This window comes from Paraburkholderia sp. MM5496-R1, assembly GCF_050436205.1.
Taxonomy (GTDB): Bacteria; Pseudomonadota; Gammaproteobacteria; order Burkholderiales; family Burkholderiaceae; genus Paraburkholderia; species Paraburkholderia tuberum.
In genome coordinates this window covers 2364512-2384124 of record NZ_JBNDLT010000003.1, presented here as the reverse complement: position 1 = coordinate 2384124, position 19613 = coordinate 2364512, and the positions used below count along the sequence as shown (strand labels likewise).

Below are 19613 nucleotides of genomic sequence, written 5' to 3'. Positions count from 1 at the left end.
AAGCGTTAATATTTTTCTTAAAATTCAGTTACTTGCGGCATATCCTGGGAAGGCTTTGGCCTTACCGAGACAAGCCTGAAAACATGGCTATTCGTTCTCGTCGAAGTAATGCCCGAACTTCAACTGCTTCGTGCGGATATACCGCTCGTTTTCCTCGCGCATCGGAATCGCGAGCGCGACACGCTCGCACACCGGAATGCCGTGCTTCGACAGCGTGTCGAACTTTTCGGGATTGTTACTCATCAGCCGCACCGACGTGACCTTCAGCGTGCGCAGGATGCCCGCGGCCGAATCGTATTCGCGTGAATCGTCGGGCAGGCCGAGATCGAGGTTGGCTTCGACGGTATCACGCCCCTGCTCCTGCAGCGCATACGCGCGGATCTTGTTCGACAGACCGATGCCGCGTCCTTCGTGGCCGCGCAGATACAGCAGTACGCCGCAACCCTCTGCCGCGATATAGCGCAGCGCGAGATCGAGTTGCTCGCCGCAGTCGCAGCGATAGGAGCCGAGCACATCGCCCGTCAGACATTCCGAATGAAGGCGCGTCAGCACCGACGACTGGTTGGCGACATCGCCCATCACGAGCGCGAGATGTTCGGCGCCGCTGTCGACCACGCGAAACACATAGGAAGTGAACGTGCCGTAGCGCGTGGGCAGCGTGGCGGTGGCGTCGAGCACGACGCATTCGCCGGTGACGGCGCCGTCCGCTGCGGGCGAGGGATCCTGAGACGTGAGCATGGCGTTGAACAATGGTGCTGGCATGAACCCGGTCGAGCCGGGGATAAGGTGTGGACTGCGAGTTTACCGCTAATCCGCATGCAGCACGTGGATGCCCCTTCGCTTGCACGGGACGCTGCCCCGCGACAAGCCGCACCAGGCACACGCCCATCACGCGAAACACGAGCCCGAGACCCGAAACAAGCCCGCGCGGACCGCGTCAATCCAGCGGGCATCGTCCGGCGCGCCCGAGGTATTCCCGGTGTACCGCGGGCGCACGTCGCGCCTATACTGGTATCGCCTGTCCCTCACGACAGTGCGCCACTTCGGCGTGCTGCATTGCGAAACGGAGCCGCTCCATGACAAGCGTTGCACAGCTTCTTAAAACGAAACCGAACCCCTCCGACGTCTACACGATCGGCGCCGACGATTCCGTCTACGAGGCGATCCGGTTGATGGCCGAGAAAAGCATCGGCGCGCTGGTGGTGACGGACGGCGACAGCATCGCCGGCATCATCACGGAGCGCGACTACGCGCGCAAGATCGTGCTGATGGACCGGTCGTCGAAGGCGACGCCGGTGCGCGACATCATGAGCAAGGCGGTGCGCTTCGTTCGTCCGAACCAGACGACTGAAGAGTGCATGGCGCTGATGACCGAGCGGCGCATGCGTCACCTGCCTGTCATCGACAACGAGAGGCTGGTCGGCATGGTGTCGATTGGCGACCTCGTGAAGGACATCATCGCGGAACAGCAGTTCACGATTCAGCAACTCGAGTTCTATATTCACGGCGAACGGCTCTGACAGGCAGCACGGTTTTCGCTGAGCGACACCGCATCGATCATCCGCGCGGGACCAGACGCAAAAAAAGCCCAAACCTCTAAGAGCTTGGGCCAAGCTACCTTGCGGCAGCGGAGGTTCCTTCGGAAAGAGGAACGCAACGCGCGCGGATAACACGCTCTCGGGCGCATGAGTGCGGCGCGCTCGTTTGAAACAGTACCGGGTATGAAACGCTGTGTGCGCCGTCAAACGACGCGCACACAGATTCTGCTGCCTGCTTGGTTACCGAAATTAGTTACCGAAATAGACGCTCTTCGGGCCGCTCATCGGCTGCGTCATGCCGCCCGCCTGGGTCGATCCGCTCATCGGCGCGCCGTAACCGCTGGTATCAGCGCTCGGCTGGGTTTGCGCGACGGCCGGATTTTGCGCTTGCACGCGCTGCTCGGCGGCCTGGATGTCGGCCGGATAATTCGGGTCGCTCGAGGTCGACGGGTTGTAGCCCGCGTGCTCCAGCTGGATCAGTTCGCTGCGGACTTCCGCGCGGGTGACCGGCTGCTGGCTCGACTGCGCGAACGAGACGACTGGCGCGGCGACAAGGGCCGCAATGGCAACTGCCTTGATCAGCGATTTCATGGTGACTTCCCTCCAATGTGGTTTTATCTGCATCGCCGACACCTCGGTGTCCAGCGAATCACTTGAGTCTAGTCACCGCACTGCCAAGGGAAAACCCTTAATTTCGAGATAGAAAATTGCTCGGTTCGCAACGATCTCGGGAAATATCGTGGAACCGCCTCCGTTAGCATGATCTTCGGGGTAACAATTGCCCGGATCGTCACCTTTGCGTCTGATGTTTCCGAAATACGTCTGATCGAAGAAAAAATTCGCCCGCCCCGCACGCCGAAACGTCTGAATCGATGTACGCGCGTAGCTGCGACGTCATGCGCCCGAATGCGGAATCGTCAGTAGCTTGCGCGGGCCGCTGACGAACGCGCTGCCCGGCTCGAAAAATCGCAACGGACGGTGCATCTCGCGCGACAGGCCGATGCGCGTCGTCACGCCGATCGGCGCGTCGCCAGTCTCGATCACGCCGATCCATAGCCCCCGCCCCGTACACAAATCGCGGCCGTCGAGCGCCTGGCCGATGCCGAACGCCACCGTCAGCCGGCCGGGTCCGCGCGCGAGATCGCGCAGCGGCACGCCGGGACGGCGCGCTTCCATCAGCGCGAGTCCTTCGAGCGGTTCGATCGCGCGCAGCAGGATGCCGGCGCCGACCTCCTCCGCTTCGGACGACATGTTGAGCATGTAAGACACGCCGTAGGTCAGCCGCACATAAGCATGACCGCGCGCGAGGAACATCGACCCGTTGTACGGACGACGTCCGATGAACGCATGACTCGTCGAGTCGCCGAGCGGATACGCCTCGGTCTCGACGATGCGTCCGCTCAGGCGTCCTTCGGGCAGATCGTGCACGAGATATTTGCCGACCATGAAGCGCGCGAGTTCCACGGTATCGATCGGCAGATCCTCGCGGCGCAACGGTCGGATCGGAAGAGCTTCGTTTCGCATGCGCTGGGTGTCCTTGAGTCGGTGCTGAAATCGGTGCTGAAACCTACGGCCTCGCGACAAGCGCGCAGTCGCCCCACTCCCACGTCATCGACCGGTTGCGCTCGACAAATTCGTTGTACCGAAGCCTCATTTTCTGCGCCATGGAAGTCAACATGGCACCAATTGTTGTATTGTGTTCATCCGGCCGGTCACACGGCCGTTTGCATGTTTCGGCGCGCGCTTCGCGGCTCGCTGAAACCGCGTGTCGGCTGAAAGCGTTCGCAGACTGCTGTACCTGTTCCATTGGCATGGAATCCCGCCGTACCCGCTGGTGTAAAAAAAATCGATCCCATCCGGGGATCGACGTTCTACGACAACAGGAGATGGTTGAATGAAAGCATTCTCGGCAATCAAGATGATCGGCGGCGCGCTGGTCGTTCTCGCTTCCCTCAATGCGTACGCGCAAAGCAGCGAGGCGGCCGCGACCGCAGCGCCGGCGGCAACGGCACCGACCACCAAGCAGACTCGCGCGGCTAATCGCGCGCTGCAGAAGAAGGTCCGCGCGACGCTCGCACGTACGAAGGGCCTGACCGTCGGCAACATCACCGTGCGCGCACGCGAAGGCGTCGTCACGCTGGAAGGCTCGGTGCCGGAACAGGCTCAGATCGAACTCGCGACGAACGCCGCTCAAGGCGTGGCAGGCGTGACGTCGGTGAAGAGCGCGCTGTCGATCCGCGCGATGGGCCAGTAATCCGGTCGAACGGCCGAAGAAGTTGCGGTAACAGCAGCAAGCTGGCGTCGACGGCGGAAAGCTCCGCCGCGACGCCAATTCACCCTCCGATGCAGCGCTCGACACCATTGCCTCACGGTGCGGCCATCGCACCATCCGACGCGGCGATTCCCCGCGCCCCGGAAACCGCGATATTTTTAATGCGCTATGCGCGTCGCGATGACCACCCGACCGCGTGGCGACGGCTGCTCGTAACGAGTTATTCCCGATAATTTAATAGCTTAACGTCACTTGTTAAGATATTACTTCAAGTTTATACATACCGAAAGGAAGGCCGCATGACTTCGTCCGCGACCGTCTTGCCTCGTTGGACTCTCGTCGCGCCGATCGTTAGCTGGATCGTGCTCGGCGCCGCCTACGCGATGCCGGGCAACACGCTGCTGCTCGCACTGGCCGGCATGTCGCTATGCGCGGCCGTGTTTGCCGCCGTGCATCATGCCGAAGTGGTCGCGCATCGCGTCGGCGAGCCGTTTGGCACGCTGGTGCTCGCGGTCGCCGTCACGGTGATCGAGGTGGCGCTGATCGTCTCGGTGATGCTGACGTCCGGTCCCGAGAAAGCCGGCCTCGCGCGCGATACGGTATTCGCGGCCGTGATGATCGTCTGCAACGGGCTCGTCGGGCTGTGTCTGCTGGTGGGCGGCATCCGCCATCTGGAACAGGACTTCCAGAGCCGCGGCGCGGCGGCCGCGCTGGCGGTGCTCGCGTCGCTGTCGGTACTGACGCTCGTGATGCCGAATTTCACGACCACCAGCCCCGGGCCTGTCCTGTCGCCGTCGCAGCTCGCGTTTGCCGGCGTGTCGTCGCTGGTGCTGTACTGCGTGTTCGTGTTCGTGCAGACGGTGCGCCATCGCGACTACTTCCTCGCCGGCGTGCCCGACGAAGACGTCCATGCCGAGCCGCCCGGCGCGCGCCTCGCCGCCATCAGCGGCGTGCTGCTGCTCGTGAGCCTCGTCGCGGTCGTGCTGCTCGCGAAAGTGCTGTCGCCGGTGGTCGAGTCAGCGGTGCTGAGCGCGGGCGCGCCGCCGGCGGTGGTCGGTATCGTGATTGCGTCGCTGGTGCTGTTGCCGGAAGGACTCGCGGCGCTGCGCGCAGCGCGCGCCGACCGTCTGCAGACCAGCCTGAACCTTGCGCTCGGCTCATCACTGGCGAGTATCGGCCTGACCATTCCCACCGTTGCCGGCGTGTTCCTGTACATCGGTCAGCCCATCGTGCTCGGCATCGATGGCAAGGACATGGTGCTGCTCGCGCTCACGCTGGTGGTCGCCACGCTGACGCTCAGCACCGGGCGCACGACGATTTTGCAAGGCGCCGTGCATCTATCGCTGTTCGCGGCTTATCTGTTTCTGTCGTTCGCGCCGTGACGCGATGCCTTATCCGGCACGGGCGGACGGCAACCTCACTCTTCCCAATGCTCGGCGATCCAGTCGCGGAACAGATTCAGCTTCTGCTGTTGCGCGACTGAGTCCGGATACACGAAGTAATAGCGCCAGCCGGTCTTCAGCACGGTATCGAACGGCCGCACGAGGCGCCGGGCGGCGACGTCCTCGTCGATTAGCGCGAGGTCGCTGATCGCGACACCGAAGCCCTGCGCGGCGGCGTTGGTCGCCATGTCGAGCGTATCGAAGCTCGGGCCGAGCTCCGCGTCGATCGTCGCGGCGCCCGCCGAATCGGCTTCCGCGACTTTCGCGAGCCACATCTTCCAGTCGCGGTGATCGCGCGTCGGATGCAGCAGCGTGTGGCGCCCGAGATCGGCCACCTGCGCGAGCGGCTTGTCCTTCAGCAGTTCGGGCGTGCAGACCGGCGTCAGACGCTCCTCGAACAGCGACACCGCCTGCACGTCCGCACCGGGCGACGAACCATAGATGATCGCCGCGTCGAACGGCTCGCTCTGGAAATCGACGTCGTGCTGCCAGGTGGTCGTGATCTGCACGTGCAGATCGGGATAGTCGGACTGGAAGCGCATGATCTTCGGCAGCATCAAGCGCATCACGCAGGTCGGCACCTTCAGCGCGAGATCGGTGCGCTGCCTCGTCAAGCGCAGCGACATTTCCTCGATCCGCGCGAAGCTCTCCTTGACCGCCGGCAGCAGCATTTCGCCCTCGGCGGTCAGCGTCAGCCCCTTTGCGTGCCGCTTGAACAGCGGAAACTTGTAGTACTCCTCGAGCGCGATGATCTGCCGGCTGACCGCGCCTTGCGTCAGGCACAGATGGTCGGCGGCACGCGTGAAGCTGCGATGGCGCGCGACGGTTTCGAAAATCTGCAGCGCGTTGAGCGGCGGTAGGCGTCGCATCGGATGTCCAGGATCAGAAAAAATCATTGCGTGGCTGCGGCAGCGCCCCTCGCCGCCCTGCCCGTCAAGCCCACAGCATACGCGATCGGCTATGCGCGCACGAGTGGGCGCGCAGGCAAACCCGCATGCGTTCGACTCATGGCATGCGTGAAAAACGCCCGTACCGAGGAATGTCGCACCGGCGCGGTGCAAAAAAGCCTTCAGCAACCGCACCAGAACCGAGCTTTCCTCATACCTCGACGCGCGCTGGGATTCCTCAGCCAGATATGGACGTTAACCCGGATAAGCCATCGCCCGTAGCTTCCCGGCGCGTCGCCCAATCGCTCGCCACCGCGTTCGCCGGCGGCGAGCCATGAGCGTACGTCATGCGATCCATGCGCATATTTCGATTGTTGCGTGATTTTGGCAAACCTACAGTGCATCCACGCACGGTATATCCGGCAGCGGTCACGGCGAATCATGGGCAACGGGCGTTCAACACAGGAGACCGCCATGCAGCAGATCAAACGGGGTAGAAGGCAGGCCATCAAGACGATCGGTACGGCGCTCGCGGCATCCGCGCTGCCGATGCCGTTCCTCAATCTGCGCGCGCAGGAGCACAACTTCAGCGGCAAGACGCTGCGCATCCTGACGTGGTCGGACGATACCGGCACGGCCGCGCTGCGCAACATCGCCGCGACCTTCACGGCGAAGACCGGCGCGAAGGTGATCGCCGACCGCGCCGACGGCACCTCCGGCATGGTCGCCAAAGTCAAGGCAGCGGGCGAGCGCCCCACCTATGACGTGATCACGCTCGCCGGCGTCGGCGCCTCCGGCCTCGCCGAAGCGGGCCTGCTGATGAAGCCCGACCTCGACCGCCTGCCGAACCTGAAAGAAGTCGCGCCGCCATACCGCACCGGCGCGAACGGCTTCGGCGTCGGCTATCTGCTGTGGTCCGACGGCCTCATCTACAACACCGCGACGGTCAAGACGCCGCCTTCGTCGTACGAGGCGCTGTGGGACCCGAAATACGCCGGCCGCATTTTCCTGCCGCCGCCCGAATGGGCCGAAGCGGTCGATCTCGCGATCATCGCCGCGAAGATGAACGGCGGCTCGCAGCAGAACATCGAGCCCGGCTTCAAGAAGCTCGCGCAGCTCAAAGACCGCGTGATGACGCTCGGCGAGAACCCGAACCAGGTGGCCGACCTGTTCCGCACGGGCTCGCTCGACATCGGCGGCATCTACTCGCCCGCGTTTTTCCCGGATCAGATTCGCAAGCCCGAATACAAGATGGGCGTGACCTACGGCATGAAGGAAGGCTTCGCGACGCAACTGATGTTCACGGTGATTCCGAAAGCGCATCCGGGCGACACCGACCTGATCCACGCGTTCATCAATCACTCGCTCGACGCCGGTGTGCAAGGCCGCATGGCCGCCGATGTGCTGAACGGCCCAGTCAATTCGAAAGCGATGATTCCGGCCGAGAGCCGCGCGTTCGTGCCGAGCCCGCAGCAGATCGCCGAGAAAGCCGTGCTGCATGACGACAAGGCGCTCGCCGCCGTGCAGCCGGCATGGATCAAGCGCTACACCGAAATCTTCTCGGCGTAACCACGATGCTCGCGCGCTTCCCGCGGCGTGCCGCGATGATGCCGGACGAAGCGGCGCCGGGCCCGACGCCCGGCGGCGCTGCTTGCGCTTGCGCAGTCGTCGAGACTGCCGTGACCGACCCCGCTGCCGGCGCAACGACGCTCGCGAAAGCCCGGCCGTGGTTGCTGCTCGCGCCGATCCTGCTGTTTCTGGCGATACTCGGCGCGGCTGCGCTGGTCGTGCTGCGCATGAGCTTCGGCACGTCCGGCAATGAATGGCGCAGCTTCACGCTGCAGAACTACGCGGACCTGCTCGACGGCTACTTCCTGAAATCGTTGTGGCTGACGCTGCGGCTCGCGTTCCAGAGCATGCTGTGCGCGGTCGTGCTCGCGATTCCGGTCGCGCTCGCGATGGCGCGCACGACATCGCGGCTCGCGCGCCGGCTGCTGCTCGCGGGTGTGCTGCTGCCGCTGCTCGTCAATCTGCTGCTGCAAGGCTATGGCTGGCTCGTGATCCTCGGCCCGGCGGGTCTGCTCAATCACGCGCTGCTCGCGAGCGGACTCGTCGAGCGTCCGGTGATGTGGCTGTATCGCGAGCATGGCGTGCTGCTGGGGCTGATCCAGACCGCGTTTCCGCTCGCCGTGCTGCCGCTGTCCAGCGCGATGCGCGCGGTGTCGATCTCGTACGAGGAAGCCGCCGCGACGCTCGGCGCGACGCGCTGGCAAACGCTGCGTCACGTGCTGCTGCCGCTCGCGATGCCGGGCCTCGTGTCGGGCGCGCTGCTGGTGTTCGCGTACAACGCGAGCGCGTTCGCGGTGCCGCTGCTGCTCGGCGGCCGGCGTGTGCCGATGCTCGCGGTGCTGGTGCACGATCAGGTCGCGCCGCTCTTGAACTGGCCGGCCGCCTCCGCTTCCGGCGTGGTGCTGATGATCGCGACGCTCGCCGTGATGGCGCTGTCGCAACGGCTCGTGCGCCGCACCCAACGTCTTACCGGGGAGCCACACGCATGAGCACGCCGCTGCCGACCTCGCGCCTGCCGCGCACCGAACCTCGTTCGCCGCGCTTCCCGCGCTTCCCGCGCCTGCCTCAGACGATGCCCGGCCAGCTCGGCCGCGCGACCGCGCTCGTCGCCGGCGTGGTGCTGTTTCTCGCCGCGCTGCCGATCCTGACGATGATCGCGATGTCGTTCAGCGCGGCCGACACGCTCGAATTCCCGCCGCACGCGTACAGCCTGCACTGGTACCGCGCGGCGTGGCACAGCTTCGTGTCACCGGACGCGACCGATACGCTGTCGATGGGCGCCGCGCTGAGCACGAGTCTCGTCGTCGCGCTAGCGACGATGCTGATCGCGACGCTGGTCTCCGTGCCCGCCGCGTACGCGCTGTCGCGCTACCGTTTTCGCGGCAAGCCGATGGTCGAGCAACTGGTCGCGCTGCCGCTCGTCTATCCGCTCGTGATGCTCGGCCTGTCGCTGCTGCTGGTGTTCAACGTGCTGCCGGTCGAGCTGGGCGTCGGCCGTCTGATCATCGCGCATGTGATCCTGGCGCTGCCGTTCACGGTGAAGAACTGCGCGGCGTCGGTCGCGTCGATCGGCCCCGAGTTCGAGGAAGCCGCGCTCGTGATGGGCGCGAGCCCCGGCCGCGCGCTCATCGACGTGGTGCTGCCGCTGATGCGCCCCGGCATTCTCGCCGGCATGCTGTTCGCCTTCATCGTGTCGTTCAACGAGTTCACGGTGACGTTCTTCCTGTACAGCATCGATACGATCACGCTGCCGGTGTGGCTCTATAGCCGCACGGTGTCGTCGCTCGATCCGACCGTGTTCTGTTTCGCGGTGGTCATCGTCGCGATCGACTTCGCGCTGATCTGGCTGCTCGAAAAGCTGATCGGCGACGAAGGCGTCGCGCTGTGAACCCGCCACCTTGCTGGAGCTTCCGATGACCCATCTGACCTTGCAGGCCGTCACGCGGCGCTTCGGCGCCGTGCATGCCGTCGACGACGTCGACCTGAGCGTGCCCGACGGCAAGCTCGTGTGCTTTCTCGGCCCGTCCGGCTGCGGCAAGACCACGCTGCTGCGGATGATCGCAGGCCTCGAAACGCCGACCGAGGGCAGCATCCATTTCGCCGGCCGCGACATCACGCGACTGCCGGCCAACCGGCGCGACTTCGGCGTGGTGTTCCAGTCGCTCGCGCTGTTTCCGCATATGACGGTCGCGCAGAACGTCGCGTATCCGCTGAAGCTGCGCAAGGTCGCGAAAGCACGGCAAACGCGCCGCGTCGCCGAACTGCTCGAGCTGATCCAGCTGCCGCACATGGCGAATCGGCCGGTCACGCAACTGTCGGGCGGTCAGCGCCAACGCGTCGCGATCGCTCGCGCGATCGCTTCGGAGCCGCAACTGCTGCTGCTCGACGAGCCGCTGTCCGCGCTCGACGCGAAGCTGCGCGAAGCGATGCAGGTCGAAATCCGCCTGCTGCAGCAACGCCTCGGCATCACGACGATCATGGTCACGCACGACCAGCGCGAAGCGATGACGATGGCCGACGAGATCGTCGTGATGGAGAAAGGCCGCATCGCGCAGGTCGGCAAGCCGCTCGACATCTACCGCGATCCGGTCAGCGAGTTCGTCGCCGACTTCATCGGGCTCGGCAACATTCTGCCGGTGCGGTACGACGGCGCGGGCGTCGTGAGCCTGCCGGGCGGACGGCGCATCGCGGTGACGCCGAACCCGGGCGCGCCGCTCGCCGATGCGCGGCAGCCGGGTGCGGCCGGCGACGCGATCCGCCTGCTGATTCGCCCCGAGGACATCTGCGTGAAGGCGGCCACGGAAGCACCGAACCCGAACCGGCTGCCCGGTACCGTCACGTTCATTCGCGACGTCGGCGCCTCGCTCGAAGCGACGATCGATTGCGTGGGCTTCACGCTGACCGCCGCAACCACGCCGCGCGAAACGCCCGGGCTCGCGCTCGGCATGCCGGTGCTCGCCGAGCTGCCGCCGCACGCGTGCAAGCTGATCGCCGCGCGCGCCGCCTGATACCCGAACCCATCACACGGCCTTGCTTGAATAACTACCGTATTACGACAGAGGAACAGATCATGAACCAGCGCCCCGCTCTCCAATCGACCCGCCGCGTGTTCGCGACGCTCGCCGCGACGCTCGCGATGACCGCGCTCGGCGCGCTGTGCGCGCTGCCGTCGGCCGCGCATGCCGACGCGCTCGACGACATCGCGAAGTCGGGCACCGTGCGCATCGGCGTATTCGAGGACTATCCGCCGTTCGGCTCGATCGGTCCGGACATGAAACCGGTCGGCTACGACATCGACGTCGCCAATCTGATCGGCAAGGCGCTCAACGCGAAGGTCGAACTGGTGCCGGTCACCGGCGACAACCGCATGGCCTTTCTCGCCGACCACAAGGCCGACATGTTGCTGTCGGTCGGCCAGACGCCCGAGCGCGAAAAAGTGATCGACTTCTCGCAACCCTACGCGCCGTACTACCTCGCGGTGTTCGGCCCGAAGTCGCTGCCGGTGAAGACCGCCGCCGACCTCGGCGGCAAGTCGATCTCGGTCGCGCGCGGCACGCTCGAAGACCTGAGCGTGACGAAGATCGCGCCGCCGTCGGCGAACATCAAACGTTTCGACGATCCGAACGGCGCTATTTCGGCGTTTCTTTCTGGTCAGGTACAGTTGATGGTGGTCGGCAACGACGTCGGCGCGACGATTCTCGCGCGGCATCCGGCGAACGATCCGGAGCAGAAGTTCGCGCTGTTCAGCTCGCCCGATCACGTCGGTCTGAACAAGAACGAGCCGCGCCTGAAGGCGAAGGTCGACGAAACGATTGCCAAGGCCCGCAAGGACGGCACGATGAACGCGATCTCGCAGAAGTGGCTGCGCGCGCCGCTGCCGGCCGATTTTTGAAACCTGTGGCGTGGCGCCGTGAAGGCCGCGCCGCGATCTGATCCTACGATGGGCACGAGGCCATGACTTACGCGTTCGATTTCAGCGGCTTCGGCCTGTATGCGGGGATGCTCGCGCGCGGCGCCGCCGTGACGCTCGGCCTCACGGCCGTGTCGACCCTGGCGGGCGGGATGGTGGGGATCGCCGGCGCGAGCATCGCGGCGGCCGGGCCGAAGTGGGCGCGCTGGCTGGTCGCGAGCTACGTCGAGCTGATCCGCAACACGCCGTTTCTGGTGCAGTTGTTCTTCGTGTTTTTCGGCCTGCCGAGCCTCGGCATTCATATCGACGAGATAGAGGCCGCGATTCTTGCGATGACCGTCAATCTCGGCGCGTACGCGATCGAGATCGTGCGCGCCGGCATCGATTCGATTTCGCGCGGCCAGGTGCAGGCCGCGCAGGCGCTCGGCCTGCATGGACGCCAGGTGTTCCGCTACGTCGTGCTGCCGCAGGCGCTCGCCAACGTGTTTCCCGCGCTGCTCGGCCAGGTGCTGATCGTGATGCTCGGCTCGGCCGTCGTGTCGCAGATCTCGGTGCCCGACCTGACCTATGCGGCGAACTTCATCCAGTCGCGCAACTTCCGCTCGTTCGAGAGCTACGTGATCATCACGGCTGCGTATCTGCTGATGTCGATCGTGTTGCGGCAGCTGTTGAACCGCTTCGGCCGCGGGCTGTTCGCGGGCCGCGCGGCACGAGGTAACAACAGCAGTAGTAGTAGTAGCGGCAACGACGGCTTGCCGCGCAACTGGCGCAGCCGCCTGATGTGGCGCGGCGCGCGCACCCTGCCGACGGAGCGCTGATCATGGTCGAATTCACGCTGTGGGACATCGCCCGCAACCTGCTGCTCGCCGCGCGCTGGACCGTGCTGCTGTCGCTGATCGCGTTCGTCGGCGGCGGGATCGTCGGGCTCGTGCTGCTCGCGATGCGCGTGTCGCCGATCGCGTGGCTGCGCCGCATCGTCGTGCTGTACGTCGAGGTGTTTCAGGGCACGCCGCTCTTGATGCAGCTTTTTCTCGCCTTCTTCGGCTTGCCGCTCATCGGCATCGACGTGTCGCCGTGGGCCGCCGCGACCGTCACGCTGACGCTCTATACGAGCGCGTATCTGGTCGACATCTGGCGCGGCTGCGTCGAAGCGGTGCCGCGCGGTCAGTGGGCCGCGGGTGCGAGCCTCGGCATGACGTTCGGCCAGCAGTTGCGCTATATCGTGTGGCCGCAGGCGCTGAAGATCGCGGTCGCGCCGAGCGTCGGTTTTCTCGTGCAGGTGGTCAAGAGCACCGCGCTCGCGTCGATCATCGGCTTCGCCGAACTGACGAAGACCGGCACGATGATCACGAATGCCGCGTTCCGGCCGTTTCCGATCTACGGCATGGTCGCGATGATCTACTTCGCGATGTGTTTTCCGCTGACCTGGTATGCTCGCGTGCTCGAAAAGCGGCAGAAGGCGGGACAGCATCGGTGACCCTATCAACAAACGTGTTTGTTGTTGTCACTCCGGTCGATTTTTGGGGACCGGAATTGGCACAACACTGGGATGCGGAAGATGATCCGAATAGGCTTGCTTCGCTAGTCCGGCACCAGCGTCGTATCGGTAAATAATGTATCGCTCGGGAGACTCGTTCCGCCCGCTATTGGGTATCAGTACGACTAACCCTTTCGGATCGAGATAAATGGCGGCTGGGCGTTCGCGCTCGGCGAAATCGACGCGCTCCCATCGCCCCGCCTTCGTGTTGTAGCGGATCGCAACGCCTTGGAGATAGTTCGATGTGAATTCGCCGGATATCACGAATACGCGCTCCTTTGAACCGATACATGCCACCTGTATTTCATCGCCCCGCGATTGATCCTCGTCCCCCGCATAAAGTCGTACCGGCGCGGTGCTGTTCTTGCTGAGATAGAAAACCGCCGTGCTATCTATGGGATGATCGCGCAGCAATGCGAGCGTATGACTCTGATCGCTTCCGAGTCCGCAACGCGTGACCACTTCCATACCGATAGCGGATTGCGAATCGGCGACGTAGCCAATACACAGGATCGCGATAAAGGCGGCTATTCTCATTTCACCGTATCCGGAAGGGGTTGCATTGAATCGGATCGGCGCTCAGGCCGTCCGCGCACCCCGTGATTTTCTTATAGTAGACGCCGTTGGACAGGCCGCGATAGCGTTTACACGCTGCATTTCTCCATTGGATTTCCTCGTCAATTTTCTGGCAATGCCCCACAATCTGTCTCCTTGTGCCAAATTCCTCCCCCGCAACCAACCGAAATCATTGAAAGGTTACAACGCATCGGCGTGTAACCCTTTTTTTGTTTTTGCGACTTTCTACTAATTGTCAAGACCTGACCCAACTCACGTGTGATGCAATGGCATCGTTGCGTGCCCGGTATGCCGGGCCGCCGATGGATGCGCTTACGGTGGTGGTGAACCGGTGCTGTGATGGCGTCAAGCCGACGCCTGATGAATACCGGGCCGCTATGGAACAGGCGGATGAGGCCGGCAGGCGCGAACAGCTGTTGCACAACTGCTGGAGAAGATCGCAGCGGAACAGCGCATGTGGCATCGTGGCGGATCGCCCCTGAGGCCCACTCTCTGGAATCACGCGTAACCGCGAAAGGCCCGCTCGCCGGGCCTTTTCGCAGGCAAAGCCCCGCCGAAGCGGTGGTAGCGAGCCGAACTCAGAGATCAACGAAACGCGGCAACAGGTCTTGGTCGGCGAGGCGGATTTCGATATCATTAGCCGAATTGACGTGCTCCCGGTTGTTCACGTCAAAGACTTCATCCGTCACGCTGACGATGATCGTGCCTTGCTGCTTGCCATCGCACATGACAGGGATAAGGGCGCGCGCTTCGGGCACTTGGGCGGCTGTGAGAGCGTGCGGTAGGTAGAGCATCCAGCTTACGCCGGGACGATTATCGAAAACCGAGTTGGCAAAGTACTTGCGTGGACCGAAGATGGCATAGGACGGCGCATACACTTCTACGACTTTCGTGACAATCTGCGCGACGGCTTGATACCCCCCAAGTCGAGATGATTCATTTGATCTTTCTTTGACATTAAAGTCGAATTGTTGGGAGAAACCATCTCCACCATCGATAGATATCGTGAATGAAGCACCATCTTTCTGTGCCGCCCCATTCCAAATCCCAATTGATTTTGGATCATCCCTCGATTTTCCCTTGTATTCTTTTGTCATCTCATCAATGGCCGTAGGCAAAGGTTGACGATTCTCTCCGTAAACGCGATACCGAAGCGCTTCCTCGGCGCTGCCCCCCTGGATATACCACTCCTTAAGCATTGCATCTTGACTTGCAAGTGCATCAACTACAGGCCTTAAGCGACGCAGATGAAATTCGAAGTCGGCATTGGGTAAATTGGGCGTATCCCTATACTGAGCAAATAGATTCATTGCGATCTCAAGGTTGGTAGACAGAAGGGACGCCGTTTTTCAGCAGCGTTGGCATTATGTATTCCCTTGCTTTAGGTGTCCCAAAATACCACATCAATCTCGATGGAGGGTTGGCATTCACTTTCTTCGCCTGCTCTGCGATGGTATCGGCCATACTTTTGAATCCCGCAAACCAAAAGACCGGTTCATCGTCTTCATCTAGGAACTGATCGTAGTCATCCTTTGCCTCTTGCAATAGGCACTGTGCCGTCACAAAGCCATCGAAATCAGTTCCAAGCCACGCCCACTCCTGATTCCAACCACCGCGAGTCTCGCGGCCTTTGGCGTCAGTGTCGATCCCATATGCTTTTCCGGTGATACGGGCTTGATAACGCCGGGACTTCGGACTCATACCGTACCTGCGCGTGACTTCATCGCCCTTCTCTGGTGGGCACTTGCATGGCCTTTCGCGCTCGCGGCTCCGGTCACGCGGTAGTTCGCCCCATCCGCCGTCTGCACCCGCGCCAGTTCCGCTGCTGCCCGCAGGACCAGCAGACGGTGCGGTGGTGGGGACCGGAACAGGTATTGGCATTGCCTGCGCCATTGCGTTTGCTGCGCGTGCGAGCGTCGCCGGGAATGGAATACCCATCAGCGTTTCTCCTTCATTTCCTGTTGTCTTTTACCCGTCGCCTGTAGCAGCATTTCGAATCGCTGTTCAGCCGGAACGCCTGATTTGTGCAGCCATGCTATGACCGCCGGAATCCAGTAAAACCCCGGCGTGGTTGCTTCCGCATACAGGAAATCGACTATCGGCACGTCACGCGTAAAGCGGAGTACCTTTGTTTGCGCGAAGGCCGCATTAAGCCGGTCGCGCAAGGTCGGATCATTGGCCAGCGCGGGATAGTCGCGCACGATATGACCACGGATAAAGTCCACATAGTTACGGTCTTCGTAGTCTTTCAGAAGCGCCCATTGTCCTTCAGTAAATTCCATTGTCGTTGATGGTGAACCGTCGTCCTTCGTTGAGGTAGTGCCAAGCTTCGGCAGCCCTGAAAAGATCGCGCTCGCTCTTGCCGTGGCATACCGCATTGAGCGCATGCAACACCCTGGGGTCCCAGAAGCGCAGCAGAGCGGATCGTCCGTCCGGTATTCGGGTATTCAGGTGCGGGCGCAGCTTTGCGGCCTGCCTCTCCAGGCTCTCTGAGGTGATCAGCCAGATCACGCCAGGGCGGGCCTGTTCGAGTTCGCGCAGGTTCGCAAGATGGTCGGGGGTCGTCTTCGGATCAAACAGCCACGGCCCCGCGTGTGCGAGTGCCATGTCGTTCGTGCCCGCGAACAGCGAAACCGTCCTATCGTTTTCGGGCGTGAGTTGCTGGCCGGTATGCTGCTGGTACTGGATGCCATCCACTAGCGCCAGCACGTGGCCACTAAAGTGCCGTTCCCCATACTGGCGAAGCTGTTCATTGGACAGAGGTGGGAATCATCAGCGTTCCAGGGTCATCGCGCCTTGCCCGGCAGCGTGGATCATGCATTCGAGACAGATAGACGACTGCGGAAGCGCCGACCGGGGCGTTGCGCGGTGGATCGATAACGGGCCTTTTTTCTGCGCGGAATCAGGGGAGCGTCCGCGACAATCGCATGCCCACGCGTAACCGAGGGCCTCGGCCATGTCGTAGCCGTTTGAATACGACCGAAGCCTATCGAACGGAAACCATTCGCCGGTTTCGGCGTTCAGCGCAATTGCGGACGGCATTGGCGGGAAGTTTGAGTAGATTGAATAGGTGATACGGCAAAGCTGGCACTCTTCCTTACCCCCGGTTTCATCCTGTTTCTGCTGCTCCATCTGACCTCTGCTGTTTTCCAGAAAACACCCGACGAATTAACCATCTAAAAAACGACACGGTCAACGACTTTAAATTGAGATAACGCAGTTTTGACAGACTTTCACAATTCTGAAGGTTTCAGGCACATTCTTGCTGGCACAGGACTAAAATGATTGCATCGAGCCGCCTGTGCCGTTATTGATTGACGCCGATTAGTACTTTGTCCATGATGCGTCCATATCCGCCAGTTCACTTTTCAATATTTCTTTCACTCAATATGGATACCGCGATCCTTTCGTCGATCGTTGCTGGTTCGGCCGCCTTGCTCGGCGGCGCTCTCACCGCCGTTATCCAGATGCAGACGCAGCGGAGCAATCATCGCTTTCAGATCGAGCAGGAGACATTGAAACGGAATGGCGAGTTGCGCGAGAAAGAGAAAGCTCTTGCCCTTGAGCGACTGGCTACAGTGCATCGGCAGTTGACCGCCATAGGTCGAGAGTTCTCACAAGACAGCATAGATATCAACTGGCGCGCTGAAATGGGCGAATATGAATATGATCAGCGCTACCTGTCTATCCGCAAGGAAACCGATGAACTGCGAATGATCTGTGGGCTTTACGAGCCGTCTCTGTACGACGACGTTGAAATGCTCCACGGCGAAATGAACTTGTTCTGGGGAAACTTCAAGAATGTCCTGTACCTAACGGCTCATGAAAAAAGAGTCGATCACACGACGCCGTGCCTCGACCGCGCACACTCGGCCGCAATGGAAATTTCCCGACAAACGTCGGCATTGAAGGCGCGCCTAGCCGAACGAGCGCGCCATTACCGATCGGCCGGCTGATTCAGCATCGGCCCGCGTCGCACGGAGCGCCGACCGCAGCACCAGAAAGCTGACGACCCGATGCCCCGGCCGCCCCAGCATCTTGCGGCCCGGCCGGCGCCTGCCGAGGCGAGACGTGAATGGTTCGCGTCGAATAATCGGTACCGTTCAAGCCGAAAAGCAGGCCCAATGCCAGCAATGCGGTGACCTCCGCGATGCGCAGCATCGGCGAGGCACGGCGCAAATCCATGAAGTAGATCGCCACCAGCAACCCCTTTGCCACTGCGATAAACAGGTTGATCGCGCTATTCCACGCGCCCAGACGCAATGCATGCAACGGCTCGACGCGAAACTGCCGATTCGCTGCCGACATTTGGTTTTCTGGAGTTCAAGTCGGAGCATCTCCGGGATCAGACCGCCATGCGCGAGCGAGCGCCATCTCATGATCGCCCGCTGACCCCGGTGGATACGTGCTGCCGGGAAGCAATCTTGATGCGCGAGACGAACCACGCCGCGAGCACGAACCACCCCGCTGCGACGACGAACGCGACGACATAGGCGGGTCCGGCACCGGCAAACGCCTTGACCCATGACAGCATCCACCCGGTGGCGGCAGGGCCGAGGATCTGCGGTAGCACCATCGACACTTGCCAGATGCCCATGTCCTTGCCGCTGGACGCATCGTCTGGCAACACTTGCAGCGCGAGTGCCCAGTCGACGGCTTGATAGGTTCCGTAAGCGGCGCAGAAAACCAGCCCGACCGCGATCACCAGCAACAGGTTTGGATGCAACGCCAGCAGGACAAAGCCAATCGCGGCTCCGGCCATGATCCAGCTGGTCAGGCGGACGACGGGAACGACACCGTGCCGGTCGGCGAGCCATGCGCCCAGCAGGCTGGCCGGGATCGCTAGCACCACGCCGACGCCAAGCAGCCCATTCAGGAGACTGGTCGGATGACGAATGCCGATCACGTCCTGCAGGTAGTACAACATGAAGGCGAAGATCGACCAGATTCCCATGTTGCCGAACAGACGGGTTACCAGCACCCAGTAAAAGTTTCGGTGCAGGCGTGGATCGAGATAGAACGAGCGCATGAACGTGACGAGCTCGAACCGTTCTCGGGATCTGACAGGTGTCGGCTCGCGCGAGCCGCGAATCGTCAGCCAAAGGCAGAGCAACATGATCGCAATGAACGCGGCAACCGTAGGATACAGGTGGCCCGGCGAATAGAGGACAACGAGCACCACGTTGCCAGTGATCGTGCCGAGCACGGTCATCACGTTGAGCCACGCGCTCGCGCGGTTGGTTTCCTGTTTTGGCACGACATCGGGCACCAGCCCGGCGTACGGCCCCGCCGCCCAGTTCCACCAGAACTGGAGATGCAGGAACGCGAGGGTATACATCCCCACGCTGCCCCCGCCGTTGAATGAAGCAAGCCATACCAGTGCAACCGCAATGCCGAACACGCCGGTGACGAGAAACGGTCGCCGGCGTCCATGTTTTGCAGAGCAGCGATCCGAAAGAGCGCCGGCCAGTGGCGCCACGATCATCGCAATGAATGCGCCGGACGCAATGACGGAGCCGGCCACGCCTTCCTTCAACGCGGCATCGCGTCCGAGCATATCGGCGACCTGTGCCGGCACGAGCACCGGAACGACCGTCATCCATTGGGTAAAGAGCGCAAACCACAGCGACGCGATCTGTATGTGACTGAGCGTCGACAGGCGAGAAGCCGACGGTGTGACCGACACGTTTCGGGCTTGACTGGATAGGGTCATGTCGGAAGTCCATCAGCTTCGCGCAGAGACTTCGACGCCGCACGGCGGACGAAGGTCGTTGCCAATTCCGAGAGCCGTTCGAACACGACGGGGACTCCCATAGGACCAATGCGCCTGTATCGGTCGTGGTGCAAATGTCGGCATTGGCCGACGGCGAGTCCATCGACGA

Annotated in this window: 23 protein-coding genes; 11 read left to right on the top strand and 12 right to left on the bottom strand. The window is 62.4% G+C overall.

Annotation, left to right across the window (positions count from 1 at the left end):
- Positions 1-87: 87 nt before the first annotated feature.
- On the bottom strand, positions 88-738 hold the full coding sequence (gene ribA / locus OKW38_RS37155) for a GTP cyclohydrolase II (RefSeq protein WP_090805969.1): 651 nt from the start codon (positions 736-738) through the stop codon (positions 88-90).
- Positions 739-1076: 338 nt separating this feature from the next.
- Here ribA and OKW38_RS37150 point away from each other — a divergent pair, with 338 nt between their 5' ends.
- The gene (locus OKW38_RS37150; protein WP_090805971.1) at positions 1077-1520 is read left to right on the top strand and encodes a CBS domain-containing protein; all 444 of its coding nucleotides are present in this window, start codon (positions 1077-1079) and stop codon (positions 1518-1520) included.
- A 267-nt stretch (positions 1521-1787) separates the two neighbouring features.
- Here the strand turns inward: OKW38_RS37150 and OKW38_RS37145 are convergent, their stop codons facing one another.
- Together OKW38_RS37145 and OKW38_RS37140 are read right to left on the bottom strand one after the other, a co-directional pair.
- Entirely contained in the window at positions 1788-2129 is a 342-nt protein-coding gene (locus tag OKW38_RS37145) for a DUF4148 domain-containing protein (protein ID WP_429365368.1), read from the bottom strand.
- A 303-nt stretch (positions 2130-2432) separates the two neighbouring features.
- The gene (locus OKW38_RS37140) at positions 2433-3062 is read right to left on the bottom strand and encodes a DNA-3-methyladenine glycosylase (protein ID WP_184067218.1); all 630 of its coding nucleotides are present in this window, start codon (positions 3060-3062) and stop codon (positions 2433-2435) included.
- Between the two features lie 370 nt (positions 3063-3432).
- On the opposite strand from OKW38_RS37140, the gene OKW38_RS37135 reads away from it, so the two are divergent.
- Both OKW38_RS37135 and OKW38_RS37130 read left to right on the top strand, forming a co-directional pair.
- Positions 3433-3792 carry a BON domain-containing protein gene (locus OKW38_RS37135; protein WP_429365367.1) on the top strand — a complete coding sequence of 120 codons (360 nt, stop codon included), beginning with the start codon at positions 3433-3435 and terminating at the stop codon, positions 3790-3792.
- Between the two features lie 317 nt (positions 3793-4109).
- A complete protein-coding gene (locus tag OKW38_RS37130; RefSeq protein ID WP_184069344.1) occupies positions 4110-5192 on the top strand; it encodes a calcium:proton antiporter in 1083 nt (360 codons plus the stop codon).
- 35 nt (positions 5193-5227) lie between these two features.
- On the opposite strand, the gene OKW38_RS37125 is transcribed toward OKW38_RS37130, so the two are convergent.
- Positions 5228-6121, bottom strand: coding sequence for a LysR substrate-binding domain-containing protein (locus OKW38_RS37125; protein WP_018420889.1), 894 nt, complete (start codon positions 6119-6121; stop codon positions 5228-5230).
- A gap of 492 nt (positions 6122-6613) precedes the next feature.
- On the opposite strand from OKW38_RS37125, the gene OKW38_RS37120 reads away from it, so the two are divergent.
- The 7 genes from OKW38_RS37120 (at position 6614) to OKW38_RS37090 (ending at position 13095) form a co-directional block, all read left to right on the top strand.
- A complete protein-coding gene (locus OKW38_RS37120; RefSeq protein ID WP_429365366.1) occupies positions 6614-7708 on the top strand; it encodes an ABC transporter substrate-binding protein in 1095 nt (364 codons plus the stop codon).
- Between the two features lie 5 nt (positions 7709-7713).
- Positions 7714-8697, top strand: a complete 984-nt coding sequence (locus OKW38_RS37115) for an ABC transporter permease (RefSeq protein ID WP_429334611.1) — start codon at positions 7714-7716, stop codon at positions 8695-8697.
- Entirely contained in the window at positions 8694-9596 is a 903-nt protein-coding gene (locus tag OKW38_RS37110) for an ABC transporter permease (protein WP_429365365.1), read from the top strand. Before OKW38_RS37115 ends, OKW38_RS37110 begins: the two co-directional genes overlap by 4 nt.
- 25 nt (positions 9597-9621) lie before the next feature.
- Complete coding sequence (locus tag OKW38_RS37105) at positions 9622-10716, top strand: ABC transporter ATP-binding protein (protein ID WP_429365364.1); 1095 nt, start codon at positions 9622-9624, stop codon at positions 10714-10716.
- A gap of 62 nt (positions 10717-10778) precedes the next feature.
- Complete coding sequence (locus tag OKW38_RS37100) at positions 10779-11600, top strand: transporter substrate-binding domain-containing protein (RefSeq protein ID WP_090805986.1); 822 nt, start codon at positions 10779-10781, stop codon at positions 11598-11600.
- Between the two features lie 62 nt (positions 11601-11662).
- Positions 11663-12436 (top strand): amino acid ABC transporter permease, encoded by a 774-nt coding sequence (locus OKW38_RS37095; protein WP_429365363.1) that lies wholly within the window; start codon positions 11663-11665, stop codon positions 12434-12436.
- A 2-nt stretch (positions 12437-12438) separates the two neighbouring features.
- The gene (locus OKW38_RS37090) at positions 12439-13095 is read left to right on the top strand and encodes an amino acid ABC transporter permease (protein WP_429365362.1); all 657 of its coding nucleotides are present in this window, start codon (positions 12439-12441) and stop codon (positions 13093-13095) included.
- Between the two features lie 27 nt (positions 13096-13122).
- Here OKW38_RS37090 and OKW38_RS37085 read toward each other — a convergent pair whose 3' ends face one another.
- The 6 genes from OKW38_RS37085 to OKW38_RS37060 all read right to left on the bottom strand — a co-directional run bounded on the left by OKW38_RS37085 (position 13123) and on the right by OKW38_RS37060 (position 16863).
- Positions 13123-13692 carry a hypothetical protein gene (locus OKW38_RS37085; RefSeq protein ID WP_429365361.1) on the bottom strand — a complete coding sequence of 190 codons (570 nt, stop codon included), beginning with the start codon at positions 13690-13692 and terminating at the stop codon, positions 13123-13125.
- A gap of 617 nt (positions 13693-14309) precedes the next feature.
- A complete protein-coding gene (locus tag OKW38_RS37080; protein WP_184069333.1) occupies positions 14310-15041 on the bottom strand; it encodes an immunity 52 family protein in 732 nt (243 codons plus the stop codon).
- Between the two features lie 7 nt (positions 15042-15048).
- Entirely contained in the window at positions 15049-15669 is a 621-nt protein-coding gene (locus OKW38_RS37075) for a restriction endonuclease fold toxin 5 domain-containing protein (protein WP_429365360.1), read from the bottom strand.
- Entirely contained in the window at positions 15669-16013 is a 345-nt protein-coding gene (locus tag OKW38_RS37070; protein ID WP_187610258.1) for a hypothetical protein, read from the bottom strand. The genes OKW38_RS37075 and OKW38_RS37070 overlap by 1 nt, the downstream gene beginning before the upstream one ends.
- Complete coding sequence (locus OKW38_RS37065; protein ID WP_429365359.1) at positions 16000-16428, bottom strand: DUF4123 domain-containing protein; 429 nt, start codon at positions 16426-16428, stop codon at positions 16000-16002. The genes OKW38_RS37070 and OKW38_RS37065 overlap by 14 nt, the downstream gene beginning before the upstream one ends.
- A gap of 75 nt (positions 16429-16503) precedes the next feature.
- A complete protein-coding gene (locus OKW38_RS37060) occupies positions 16504-16863 on the bottom strand; it encodes a hypothetical protein (protein ID WP_260336501.1) in 360 nt (119 codons plus the stop codon).
- 257 nt (positions 16864-17120) lie between these two features.
- Here OKW38_RS37060 and OKW38_RS37055 point away from each other — a divergent pair, with 257 nt between their 5' ends.
- Positions 17121-17687, top strand: a complete 567-nt coding sequence (locus OKW38_RS37055) for a hypothetical protein (RefSeq protein WP_184069325.1) — start codon at positions 17121-17123, stop codon at positions 17685-17687.
- A gap of 1 nt (position 17688) precedes the next feature.
- Here the strand turns inward: OKW38_RS37055 and OKW38_RS37050 are convergent, their stop codons facing one another.
- Positions 17689-18003, bottom strand: coding sequence for a cytochrome C oxidase subunit IV family protein (locus OKW38_RS37050; protein WP_429365358.1), 315 nt, complete (start codon positions 18001-18003; stop codon positions 17689-17691).
- 103 nt (positions 18004-18106) lie between these two features.
- Positions 18107-19444, bottom strand: a complete 1338-nt coding sequence (locus OKW38_RS37045; RefSeq protein WP_429365357.1) for an MFS transporter — start codon at positions 19442-19444, stop codon at positions 18107-18109.
- Positions 19445-19613: the final 169 nt, after the last annotated feature.

Excerpts from the sequence above, each read along its gene's own strand:
- OKW38_RS37055 (WP_184069325.1), top strand. The coding sequence starts at position 17,121 with ATGGATACCGCGATCCTTTCGTCGATCGTTGCTGGTTCGGCCGCCTTG.
- OKW38_RS37125 (WP_018420889.1), bottom strand. The coding sequence starts at position 6,121 with ATGCGACGCCTACCGCCGCTCAACGCGCTGCAGATTTTCGAAACCGTC.
- OKW38_RS37075 (WP_429365360.1), bottom strand. The coding sequence starts at position 15,669 with ATGGGTATTCCATTCCCGGCGACGCTCGCACGCGCAGCAAACGCAATG.
- OKW38_RS37080 (WP_184069333.1), bottom strand. The coding sequence starts at position 15,041 with ATGAATCTATTTGCTCAGTATAGGGATACGCCCAATTTACCCAATGCC.
- OKW38_RS37150 (WP_090805971.1), top strand. The coding sequence starts at position 1,077 with ATGACAAGCGTTGCACAGCTTCTTAAAACGAAACCGAACCCCTCCGAC.
- OKW38_RS37130 (WP_184069344.1), top strand. The coding sequence starts at position 4,110 with ATGACTTCGTCCGCGACCGTCTTGCCTCGTTGGACTCTCGTCGCGCCG.
- OKW38_RS37095 (WP_429365363.1), top strand. The coding sequence starts at position 11,663 with ATGACTTACGCGTTCGATTTCAGCGGCTTCGGCCTGTATGCGGGGATG.
- OKW38_RS37110 (WP_429365365.1), top strand. The coding sequence starts at position 8,694 with ATGAGCACGCCGCTGCCGACCTCGCGCCTGCCGCGCACCGAACCTCGT.
- OKW38_RS37120 (WP_429365366.1), top strand. The coding sequence starts at position 6,614 with ATGCAGCAGATCAAACGGGGTAGAAGGCAGGCCATCAAGACGATCGGT.
- ribA (WP_090805969.1), bottom strand. The coding sequence starts at position 738 with ATGCTCACGTCTCAGGATCCCTCGCCCGCAGCGGACGGCGCCGTCACC.
- OKW38_RS37090 (WP_429365362.1), top strand. The coding sequence starts at position 12,439 with ATGGTCGAATTCACGCTGTGGGACATCGCCCGCAACCTGCTGCTCGCC.
- OKW38_RS37070 (WP_187610258.1), bottom strand. The coding sequence starts at position 16,013 with ATGGAATTTACTGAAGGACAATGGGCGCTTCTGAAAGACTACGAAGAC.
- OKW38_RS37115 (WP_429334611.1), top strand. The coding sequence starts at position 7,714 with ATGCTCGCGCGCTTCCCGCGGCGTGCCGCGATGATGCCGGACGAAGCG.
- OKW38_RS37100 (WP_090805986.1), top strand. The coding sequence starts at position 10,779 with ATGAACCAGCGCCCCGCTCTCCAATCGACCCGCCGCGTGTTCGCGACG.
- OKW38_RS37045 (WP_429365357.1), bottom strand. The coding sequence starts at position 19,444 with ATGACCCTATCCAGTCAAGCCCGAAACGTGTCGGTCACACCGTCGGCT.
- OKW38_RS37135 (WP_429365367.1), top strand. The coding sequence starts at position 3,433 with ATGAAAGCATTCTCGGCAATCAAGATGATCGGCGGCGCGCTGGTCGTT.
- OKW38_RS37145 (WP_429365368.1), bottom strand. The coding sequence starts at position 2,129 with ATGAAATCGCTGATCAAGGCAGTTGCCATTGCGGCCCTTGTCGCCGCG.
- OKW38_RS37140 (WP_184067218.1), bottom strand. The coding sequence starts at position 3,062 with ATGCGAAACGAAGCTCTTCCGATCCGACCGTTGCGCCGCGAGGATCTG.
- OKW38_RS37105 (WP_429365364.1), top strand. The coding sequence starts at position 9,622 with ATGACCCATCTGACCTTGCAGGCCGTCACGCGGCGCTTCGGCGCCGTG.
- OKW38_RS37060 (WP_260336501.1), bottom strand. The coding sequence starts at position 16,863 with ATGGAGCAGCAGAAACAGGATGAAACCGGGGGTAAGGAAGAGTGCCAG.
- OKW38_RS37085 (WP_429365361.1), bottom strand. The coding sequence starts at position 13,692 with ATGAGAATAGCCGCCTTTATCGCGATCCTGTGTATTGGCTACGTCGCC.